This is a genomic window from Asaia sp. As-1742 (genome assembly GCF_011753235.1).
Classification (GTDB): domain Bacteria; phylum Pseudomonadota; class Alphaproteobacteria; order Acetobacterales; family Acetobacteraceae; genus Asaia; species Asaia bogorensis_B.
In genome coordinates, this window is the sequence record NZ_VWWA01000012.1 from 51,911 (window position 1) to 62,120 (window position 10,210).

10 protein-coding genes are annotated in these 10,210 nt (G+C 61.0%); 4 read left to right on the forward strand and 6 right to left on the reverse strand.

Annotated features, from left to right (window positions below; genetic code table 11):
* Positions 1-364: 364 nt before the first annotated feature.
* From nadC to F3J08_RS14090, 5 genes are all read right to left on the reverse strand, one after another.
* Complete coding sequence (gene nadC, locus F3J08_RS14070; RefSeq protein ID WP_122038821.1) at positions 365-1,225, reverse strand: carboxylating nicotinate-nucleotide diphosphorylase; 861 nt, start codon at positions 1,223-1,225, stop codon at positions 365-367.
* Positions 1,222-2,796, reverse strand: coding sequence for an L-aspartate oxidase (locus F3J08_RS14075; protein WP_166930774.1), 1,575 nt, complete (start codon positions 2,794-2,796; stop codon positions 1,222-1,224). Before F3J08_RS14075 ends, nadC begins: the two co-directional genes overlap by 4 nt.
* Positions 2,797-2,807: 11 nt before the next feature.
* A complete protein-coding gene (gene nadA, locus F3J08_RS14080; RefSeq protein ID WP_369794239.1) occupies positions 2,808-3,785 on the reverse strand; it encodes a quinolinate synthase NadA in 978 nt (325 codons plus the stop codon).
* 151 nt (positions 3,786-3,936) lie between these two features.
* On the reverse strand, positions 3,937-4,854 hold the full coding sequence (locus F3J08_RS14085; RefSeq protein ID WP_166930775.1) for an NrtR DNA-binding winged helix domain-containing protein: 918 nt from the start codon (positions 4,852-4,854) through the stop codon (positions 3,937-3,939).
* Positions 4,851-5,333, reverse strand: a complete 483-nt coding sequence (locus F3J08_RS14090; protein ID WP_062164147.1) for an NADH-quinone oxidoreductase subunit B family protein — start codon at positions 5,331-5,333, stop codon at positions 4,851-4,853. Before F3J08_RS14090 ends, F3J08_RS14085 begins: the two co-directional genes overlap by 4 nt.
* A gap of 65 nt (positions 5,334-5,398) precedes the next feature.
* Between F3J08_RS14090 and F3J08_RS14095 the strand changes: the two genes are divergently transcribed.
* The 4 genes from F3J08_RS14095 (at position 5,399) to F3J08_RS14110 (ending at position 8,545) form a co-directional block, all read left to right on the forward strand.
* The gene (locus tag F3J08_RS14095) at positions 5,399-6,076 is read left to right on the forward strand and encodes an NUDIX domain-containing protein (protein WP_166930777.1); all 678 of its coding nucleotides are present in this window, start codon (positions 5,399-5,401) and stop codon (positions 6,074-6,076) included.
* 122 nt (positions 6,077-6,198) lie between these two features.
* Positions 6,199-7,005, forward strand: a complete 807-nt coding sequence (locus F3J08_RS14100) for a 3'(2'),5'-bisphosphate nucleotidase CysQ (protein WP_166930779.1) — start codon at positions 6,199-6,201, stop codon at positions 7,003-7,005.
* Positions 7,002-8,015 carry an L-threonylcarbamoyladenylate synthase gene (locus F3J08_RS14105; protein WP_122038827.1) on the forward strand — a complete coding sequence of 338 codons (1,014 nt, stop codon included), beginning with the start codon at positions 7,002-7,004 and terminating at the stop codon, positions 8,013-8,015. Before F3J08_RS14100 ends, F3J08_RS14105 begins: the two co-directional genes overlap by 4 nt.
* Positions 8,015-8,545 (forward strand): hypothetical protein, encoded by a 531-nt coding sequence (locus F3J08_RS14110; protein WP_166930781.1) that lies wholly within the window; start codon positions 8,015-8,017, stop codon positions 8,543-8,545. Before F3J08_RS14105 ends, F3J08_RS14110 begins: the two co-directional genes overlap by 1 nt.
* A 559-nt stretch (positions 8,546-9,104) precedes the next feature.
* Here the strand turns inward: F3J08_RS14110 and F3J08_RS14115 are convergent.
* On the reverse strand, positions 9,105-9,629 hold the full coding sequence (locus F3J08_RS14115) for a hypothetical protein (RefSeq protein ID WP_062164143.1): 525 nt from the start codon (positions 9,627-9,629) through the stop codon (positions 9,105-9,107).
* Positions 9,630-10,210 lie beyond the last annotated feature (581 nt).

A 10,210-nucleotide genomic window follows, 5' to 3' on the forward strand; every position in this document is an offset into this window, starting at 1 on the left:
GAACACAAGCAGGTATACAAGTCGAAATCAAGTCGTAATGTGTCGGATATGGAACGTTTCTGTTCGGGTCTGATGCATAGGGGCCACCCTGCCCCCACGGCGAGCATGTTGGGCTTATGCCTTCCAAGGCATGGCTTTGCCCGACCTGCCCCCACTTCGAACGCCTTCAAACCGCCCTCATGGGAGGCCGACGATCTTGCGCCTCAGGTCAACAGAGATGGAGAACACCGGCCAGACGGGCCAGAACGCAAACCGTTCCATGCCGGATGGTACGCACTCATTTGCAGCGCCCATAAATCACCGGCATGCGAGCCTGCTCCCCCCCTGCCCGGAATAAGGGTGGGAGCAGGAGAAGGCGACATCGTTACAGATCGATATCAAGCCCGATATCCAGAGCCTTGACGCTATGGGTCAACCAGCCGAGCGAGAGCACATCCACCCCTGAAGCCGCAATGGCTGGCGCAGTATCAGGCGTAATGCCACCGGAAGCTTCTGTTAGGGCGCGGCCCTTCACCATTTCCACGGCGCGCCGAAGCATATCGGGACCCATATTGTCGAGCAGATAGACATTTGCCCCACCCGTCGAGAGGGCCGTTTCAAGCTGGTCAAGCGTATCCACCTCAAGGGCAATCGCCATGAGGTGCCCTGCGCGCTGCCTCGCCGATTTGAGCGCCGAAGCCACCCCTCCGCACAAGGCAATATGATTATCCTTAATCAGGATTGCATCATCGAGACGATAGCGGTGATTGCTCCCGCCCCCTGCCTTGACGGCATATTTCTGGATGGCTCTCAGGCCCGGCAGGGTCTTACGGGTACAACATACGCGGGCTTTCGTGCCGTGGATGGCGTCCACGACCTGACGCGTTGCGGTTGCGATGCCGCTCAGATGGGAGAGCAGGTTAAGCGCCGTACGCTCTCCCCCCAGAACGATTTCCGCGGGCCCCTCGATTTCGGCCAGAATGTCACGTGGCGCGATGCGACATCCATCTTCCTTGAGTGCTGTAAAATTTGCGTTCGGGTCAAGCAGGGAAAATGCCAGCCTGACACCCGCCATTCCAGCCATAACGCCCTCATGACGGGCGCGGAACACCGCGCGCAGGCGTTGACCGGGCCGGACAATGGCCTGTGACGTGGCATCACCCCCGGTGCCGAAATCCTCGGCCAGACCGGCCCTTATGACAGGCTCCCACAACAGATCGGGCAAGGGAGGAATAAAAATTGTCATGCGTGTACAAAGCTCCTCTGCGCATGGATCATGTGGTCTGAACCCGACGCGACGATATCGCCCTGTCCAAGGCCGATTTCAGCAAGGGTAAACTGGAAACGCCCGGTTTGAGGCGCTTCGTCTCCATCGAGACGCCAGTGGCTTCCACGGCTTTCCTTGCGGCGTAAGGCAGCTTTGGCGATGGCAGCGCCAACCAGAGCATGGTCATCACGCGCGGCAAGCGGGGTGAGAAAGGACGACAGACCCTCCAGCCCGTCATGATCCCGCAGGATCCCTGCCCCCTTGTCCATGCGCGGCCCAAAACTCGCCGCACCAAAGCGCACAGGTTCTGTGGGATTCTGACAGGAATGGCGCTCGCGCGTGGCATTGTTCACGTCCCATGCCACGGCCCGCCCCATCACGAACGCCTCAAGCAGGGAGTTGCTGGCCAGTCTGTTCGCGCCGTGCAACCCGGTGCAGGCGACCTCGCCGCAGGCCCATAGCCCCGCGAGGCTTGCCCGGCCATGCAGATCTGTCGCCACACCGCCCATGTGGTAATGAACCGCTGGCCTTACCGGAATGGGCTCACGGTCGGGGTCGATACCGTGCTGGGCACAGATGCGCGCAATACCTGGAAACTGGCGTGAAAAGACCTGCCGCAAACCCGTCGACTGCCCGGCACCATGCCGGTTGCCCCGCGCATGCGGCCCGCTATATCGCGCATCGAGAAACACGCGATGCCCCAGTGCCCGGTGGCGCGCAATCGCACGTGATACGCGATCACGGGACTGCAGCTCGTCCGTAAAGCGGTTGCCGGTTTCATCCACGAGCACTGCTCCCGCCCCCCGTACGGCTTCGCTGATCAGAGGCGAGCGTCCACCCCCTGTCTCGACATCAAGGGCGGTTGGATGAAATTGGACAAATTCCATATCGGCCAGCCGGGCCCCGGCTCGCGCGGCGGCTGCCAGACCCCGCCCCGTATTGCTGGCAGGGCTCGTTGCACCGACATAGAGCGCCCCTGCCCCGCCACAGGCCAGGATACAGTGATTGGTTGGAATGAACTGACCCGTGTTGAGCCATACGCCGCGCACACGTCCGTCCAGCACATGGAGGTGGTCCAGTGTCACCCCATCGAGCACCACAATGCGCTGGGAGGCTTTTACCCGCGCTATGAGCGCCTCCATAATTCCCGCACCGCTGCCATCACCACTCACATGCGCAATGCGCGCGCGTGAATGGGCCGCCTCCAGGTGCAGGTCCAGATCGCTGCCCCCTGTGCGGGTGAACGCCACCCCCCAGTCAAGCAGTGTCGCTATTGCAGATGGACCAGCCCCGATGATGGCCTCGACCGCACGGGGGTCACACAGCCCGTCACCGGCATCGAGCGTGTCGCGCATATGAAGCGCCACGTCATCATCATGGCCGATGGCCGCTGCGAGGCCGCCCTGCGCCAGCATGCTGGCCGCTTCCGTCCCCAGAGGTGACGGGCTGAGCACCACGCAGGGCCGATCGAGATGCAGGGCCGCCGAGAGCCCCGCAAGACCTGCACCCGCAATGACGGGCCAGCCTGCAAAACGGGTGAGTGTCATCATGGCTCAGGCCCTCAGACCGCAAGCATCCGCTCGACCGCACGCCTGGCCTGCGGGAAGAGCGCATCGGGAATGGTCACTTCCTCCTGCATGGTCTCCAGCGCACGACGAATGGCGGGCAGCGTGATACGTTTCATATGTGGGCAGAGATTGCACGGGCGAACGAACTCGACCGCCGGGTTGAGCGCTGCGAGGTTGTCGCTCATGGAGCATTCCGTGACCAGCAGCACCTTGGCGGGCTGCTTGACCGCCACGAATTCCATCATCCCCGCCGTCGAGCCTGCGTAATCGGCTTCTGCCACAACTTCGGGCGGGCACTCCGGATGGGCCAGCACCACGACACCGGGGTGCATACGCCGGTACTGCCTGATCTCGAGGGGCGTGAAACGCTCATGAACCTCGCAATGGCCAGGCCAGGTGAGCATCTCGATGCCAGTCTCGTTTTGGATGTTCTTCGCCAGAAACTCATCAGGAATCATGATGACGCGCGGCACACCAAGGCTTTCGACCACCTTCTTGGCATTGCCGGACGTGCAGCAGATATCGGTCTCCGCTTTGACGGCGACCGAACTGTTCACATAGGTCACGACCGGAACACCGGGATAAGCCGCCTTGAGCGCCCGGACATTCTCAGCCGTGATGGATTCTGCCAGCGAGCAACCTGCCATCGAGTCCGGTATGAGCACCGTTTTCTCCGGGTTCATCAGCTTGGCTGTTTCAGCCATGAAGTGAACGCCGGCCATCACGATTACCTGCTCCTCACAGCGCTGGGCCTCGCGGGCGAGTGCAAGACTGTCACCGCGGATATCGGAGATGCAGTGGAAGATTTCCGGGGTCTGGTAATTATGCGCAAGAATGACCGCATTGCGTTCGCGCTTCAGCCGCAGGATCGCCCGGATATCATCCTCGAAATTACGCTCCCAGTCCTCGCGCGTCATCAGACGTGAAACGGGTTCGTACAGGGCATCGCCACGATCTCTGACGAGGGTCATCTGATCCATCGGATCCTCTCCGCTTAGTTATGCTCTATATGAGCATAATAGGGACAAAACTGTCGAGACCCATACATTGGGTGCCTCCCCGATGTTTTCAAAGCCACAAAGCCGTGATTGTCTAAAAAGCACGGATAGAGGCCATCCTGGATCACACTGACCGGGCAATCGGTAATTTGGAGCCCATAAGCTGTCGGGCACCGATCACCTCTCGCCTGAAGCGATAGAGCCGCGCAGGGCGTCCCTGGGGTTGGTTTTCCGCCTCGCCCGTTTCTTCCACGAGGTCCTGGGCCAGGATCAGCCGCCTGAAATTCTGCTTGTGCAGCGGCCTTCCCGCAATGGCCTCGACCGTGCGCTGCAACTGCCAGAGGGTGAAGGTCTCGGGCATGAGTTCGAACACCACGGGGCGATAGCGTATCTTGGCCCGCAGACGCGCCAGAGCAGTCGCGAGGATGCGCCGACGGTCCGACGGCATGGCACGGCCAGGTACCACCCAGGCGCCGGGCCTGCGCGATTCAGGCAGAAGATCGGCCTCCCACAGCAGTTCATAGCGGTGCAGGACCAGCTCGTCATTCCAGGGCTGCCCTTCAAGCCCGAACGTCTCGGCGCAGCGCCATTGCCGGGCTGGATCGCGCCCGGCCCAGTTTTGCAGCGCCCGGCCGATTTCGCTCTCGATCAGCTCCGCTCCGCTGCCCCGCAAATTCTCCCACGGGAAATATTCGTACAGCCCGCGCCAGCCTTCCTGTGCATCCTCCAGACGGGTCAGCCCCATATAGGAAATACGTATGAGACGTGGCGCGTCTGCGCCGGCCTGCCCTGCATCCGCCAATCCCGCTTCACCACCGTCATCGCCCGACGCCTCAGCAAAGGTATAAAGCTGCTCGATATGGCCGAGGTGACATTGCGTCTGCTGCTCGACCCAAAGGCGCATGCCACGCTGCAAGGAGCGATGCGCCGTTTCCAGCGGTCCGGAAGGCAGGTTGCGCCCCTGGTCGAGTGTCAGCACGAGAGGCTGCTCATCCTGCACCGCAAGCAGCACCGCCACCAGTTCGGTCTCGATATTACTCATGCATTCACGACCCGTCCGGTTGTCAGCAAAAGCAGGGCGCGCAGGATTTCTGCCGGGCTGGGCGGGCAGCCACGCAGGGCCACATCGCATTGCCGCACACCGGCCAAACCCGCCTCCATGATACCGCCCAGCACGGCGTAATTCACCCCGAACGGCCCCATGCCAAGCGCACAATCGCCGATCGCCACAATGCCCTTTGGCCCCGGCATGGCCTCCCAGCGGGCCTGAAGCCCGGGCAGCATGGCGCGCGTCACAACGCCGGTGACGAACAGAAGCTCGGCATCATGGGGTGTATCGACAAAACGGATGTCGTGACGGGTCAGATCATAGGCCGCGCCCTGAAGGGCCTGTGCCTCGATACGACAGCCATCGCAGCCACCACCTGCCACGATATGAAGCGTGAGTGGACGCGGCGCGGGTGGCAGGGAATCACGGGGCCGCCATCTATTGGCGTCCAGCAGGGCGCGCAGAAAAATCATGGACAGTTCCGGTCATCTGGTTCGTTGTGAGTAAAACCATAAACCGGCTCAAGGAAAAACCCCGCATGGTTCTGGCCTTTGCGTCCCATATTCCACAAGACTGGCATGACGCCATTGCCAACGCACCCCATGTGCGTCGCTGGATAGAGGGCGTGGAACGGGAGTTCGAGGTTTCCTCCCTCACGATCCGCGATGCCGTGAAGTTCGGCAGCCGGATCGGCTTTGTGTTCGCCGAGGCACAGGCCTATCATGAGGGGGTTCCCGTACCCCGCTATGCCTTCCTGCGCGGGGACTCCGTCGGTATCCTCGTGGTACTGCGTCATCCCGATCACCCGCCAAGAACCGTGCTTACCTGCGAGCCACGCCTTCCGGTAGCCACCGCAGAGTCCCTCTCCCTGCCCGCCGGAATGGTCGATGACGGCACAGTACAAAGCACGGCGCTGCGCGAATTTGCCGAGGAAACGGGCATCACACTGGCGCTTGAGGCACAGGACCTGATTTCGCTTGGCACCGTCACGCTTTCACCCGGTGGTTGTGACGAACATCTCACGCTTTATGCGCTGGAAATCGATCTGGAGCCGTCGGAGCTGGGCAGTCTCGACAATCGCGCAACGGGGCTGGAGAGCGAGCATGAACATATCAGACTTCGCGTCCTGCCCCTTGATGCCATACCGACCCTCCCGCAGCAGGACGCCAAGCTTCTTCTGGCCTTCCACCTTTATGGCGCCCGCACGCGTAGCTGACGCAGAGCCACCGAGGACATGGTCAGGCAAAATCCGGGCCGAATAATAACGATACGGAAAACAACACGTCGGCGGCTCTTTTTGCTCATGACGATATCCTGAACTTCGGGTAAGCCGGATCCATGACCCAGACCGAAGCCCTTCCCCCTGATGCTGAAGCCCTGCTTGCCCTCGCCGCTCGCCTGGCCGATGAGGCCGCCACGCTCATTAACGAAATTCGCGACCGGGGCTTCGAGACGATCATCAAGGCGGATAAATCGCCGGTAACCGAGGCGGATCAGGCGGCTGAGCGTCATATTCTGGCAGGGCTGCGTGCCGCTCGCCCCGATATACCGGCTATTGGCGAGGAGGAAATCGCCAGTGGTGCCTTTGCGGAGCCAGGCGAAATCTACTGGCTTGTCGACCCGCTTGATGGCACGCGCGAATTCGCTGCAGGACGTGACGACTTCACGGTCAATATCGGGCTGATCTATCGCAACCGGGCTGTTCTCGGCGCGATGGCCCTTCCCGCTTACGGGCAACTCTATACCGGCCTCGTGGCGCAAGGTGCCTGGCGTCGTGACAGCAACGGGACGACCCCCATCGCTGCGGTCGTGCCGCCCGAGAACGGGCTGCGTATCCTGGCTTCCCGTCACTACGCCGATGACCCGCGCCTCAAGGAATGGCTTGCCGGGCGGAAAATCGGAACGCTGGGCAATATCGGCTCGGCCGCCAAATTCGCGCGTGTCGCAGAGGGGGAAGCCGATTTCTACCCCCGCCTCGGTCCGACCATGGAATGGGACACCGCAGCCCCGCAGGCGATTGTCGAAGCCGCAGGCGGCCATGTGCTCGATGAAACAGGCACCCCCCTGCGCTACGGCAAACCGGGCTGGTTCAATCCGCCCTTCCTCTGCACCGGACGCCACGCCACAGAAGGGCAGGACGCATGACAGAAATTCTCAAGGCCGACCCTGACGCCATCCAGCGCGCTGCAACACTCCTGCTCGAGGGCAAGCTCGTGGCTTTCGGGACCGAGACGGTTTATGGTCTGGGTGCGCTGGCCACGTCCAACGCTGCCGTTGCTCATATCTTTGCCGCCAAGAACCGGCCACGGTTCAACCCGCTTATCAGTCATTTTGCCAGCGCTGAGGCTGCTTTCGAGCATGTCGAAGCCAATGACATGGCCCGCCGTCTGGCCGAAATCTTCTGGCCGGGCCCCCTTACCATGATCCTGCCGCGCAAGAGCGGCTCGACCATCTGCGATCTGGCAACGGCGGGGCTGCCAACCATCGCGGTGCGCGTTCCACGCGGCAAAACCGCTCTGGCGCTGCTTCAGGCGGTCGGCCAGCCGGTGGCAGCTCCTTCGGCCAACCCGTCGGGGCGTGTCAGCCCCTCCGATGCCTTTCATGTGCTGCGGAACATGCATGGCCGTATCGACGCCATTCTCGATTCCGGCCCCTGCTCGGTCGGGCTCGAAAGCACCGTCATCGACCTCTCGCGCGAGGTGCCTTTCCTGCTGCGTCCGGGCGGCATCACGCTGGAACAGCTTGAAGCCGTATGCGGCACGATCCGCAATCCGGACGATTACGCCACCAAGCTTCCCTCCTCCCCCGGCATGCTTGCCTCGCACTACGCCCCCGGCCTTCCGGTCCGCCTGAGCGCCGAAAGCGTGGATGAGCACGAGGCGCTTCTGGCCTTCGGCCCTGCCCTGAGCGGCGCGGGGCTGGTTTACAACCTCAGCGAGCGCAGCGACCTTGAGGAGGCCGCTTCGCGCCTCTTTGCCGGGTTGCGCTTTCTGGATGGCGAGGGGCAAAGGCGTGGCCTCAAGACCATCGCCGCCATGCCGGTGCCCCGCCAGGGCCTCGGCCTCGCCATCATGGATCGGTTGCGCCGCGCTGCCAGCCCGCGGCCGACGGCGTCGGGTGATGACGATGATGATCTGGAGAGCATGATCGGCTGATGTCCGGCTCGTTCGACCCCAAGGAACTCAAGGTTCTCTCGGATATTCTCGCTCTGGTTCTTGAAGAACAGGAAGGGCAGTCCATCGCCGCGCTCAATGCGCTGCGCTCACGCGCGCGCAAGAGTGGCACGACAGGGGGTGCCCTCAAGAACCTCTTTGTCGCCATTGCGCCCAACCCGCCACCACGCGCCAAGCCCAGGCCACGAAACACCAAGGCGGAGAGCGGCCCCGACGTGGTGGCGGCGAGACAGCAGATCGTGACGCTCACCAATAACCTGCGTCAGATGGACCTCGAGCTGCGCAACTCACGTGCCCGCCTGGAATCCGTTCGGTCGGAACTCTATCAGACCCAGCAATCCCGAGCGGAAATCCAGTCCAAATTACTGGCACGCGATGCGCGCAAGCCCTATTTCAGCACCTTGATCTGGTGTGGCTTTGCTGTCGGCATTCTGATCGGTATCGCTGGTACGCAATTCATCCACTCTATTGTGGATGTCCCCCGCGTCGATCGCTCGGTCTTTCTTCGTTAGGTCCTCGGTTCTCTCTGATACGAGCAGGAGAGACCTGTGTTGTCTTGTAACTTGTGCATGGGCGTGCTGCGTAATCTCTCCCCCCCAACCAGTTCGCATGACGCCTTAAACCGACAGCAGAGCCCTCAACGCGCGATGTGCGAAAGAGAGCATCCTTTCACCCTCGTCTTGTGCTCGAAATGCCCGTCCTGCCCTGATTTTCCATGAAGTCTTGCAGGCTCCCCGCATTCTGGACAGGCATAGATATAGCCCTTCCGCCCGGTTCTCTGCCTGAATATCAGCGCCTTTTCTGCACTGATCACCTCGTCGTCCAAAACAGCCATTTTCATTCTATCGGTATCTCGCCATGAAATTCGGATTGCAACGTCCTGAAGACGCGTCCGCTTTCATAGCGCGACATTGATTAACCAATTATGGCCACCAGGCTGGGCAGATAACTGCAGAGAACAGGACAATTTCTCTGCGTCCTCCGGAAGCCCTCTATGGGTGAAGAGTTCTACCCATCGGCGTCTCGGGTCAGCGCACTGGAATGCGTTTTGGCTGTATCACCCTTCGGCACCTAATCCTGCACACCGCCCATGATGGGGGTCAGATGGGCGCGGCTCTTGCTCGTGCGGCGCGCCGGAGGGCGTGGCTGGCAGGAGACGAAATAGAGTCCGATCACAAAAATCAGGTTGGTGATGTTGATGAACAGATCAACCAGCATGATCAGGCCACTGCCCGACACGCCATTCCACAGCGATACCCCAAGCCAGACGATACCGAGCGGCCTCATGCCCAGCAGGAAGCTGCGCAGCGGGTTGGCCTGACCGGCGCGCACCAGCGGGCGCATACGCTGGATCGCCATGTAGAAGCAGACGAACAGCACCCAGTTGAGGATGTTGAACATCGACCCGCTGAGTGATGTGGCACCCGTGAAGATGAGTATGGCAATGGCTGCCAGAAAGAACAGGATCGCACCAAGCTGGAGGCTCATCCCCAGTTCGGCAGCAGAAAGCCGCTCGGGCAACCTGTCTGATACAGGCTGGAAGATCTTATCGAGCAGCCAGAGATCGGCCTGATTGACGCGTTCTACAAAGGACATGACGCTGACTTACCGCGCCATTCCGACGGACGCATCTGTTTTCTGCGCCTTACCGTGCAAGGGCTACAGCTTAAGTGTGCGCAGCGCCCTCTCAAGCTGCAAACAGCGCCCCGTGCCACAGCCTGAGATAACCTGATCCGCAAAGCAGACCTGAGCAGAGACAAGCTCACTCCGGCACACGTCATAATCGCAAATGAGTAGAGTGCACTCATTCGTCCGGCTGAGGTCATCAGGCAGACAGAATGTTCAGGGCATGGTTCACCTGGGCATAAGCAGCCGAGAGATGATCTTCTACCCAGAATTGAAAGATTCAGCCCGTACACAGGAGGCCATAATCCCGCCAAACCGGCTCAACAGACTCGATTTATCGGTTTTCTAACGCAACAATATGGAACATGATCGCAGTCAATCGACGCTATACAGGGTGGCCGGATAGTCATGTTTCCAGTTGTGGTAGATGTTTGGTCCCGGGTTTTGATGGTGCAATCTTTTCATCGGAATGGAAGGAAGCACTATGGGCCAGGTTCACCACGGGAGCGCCACGACGACAGCGGCAGTCCGTCGAGCGATACAGCATAGTC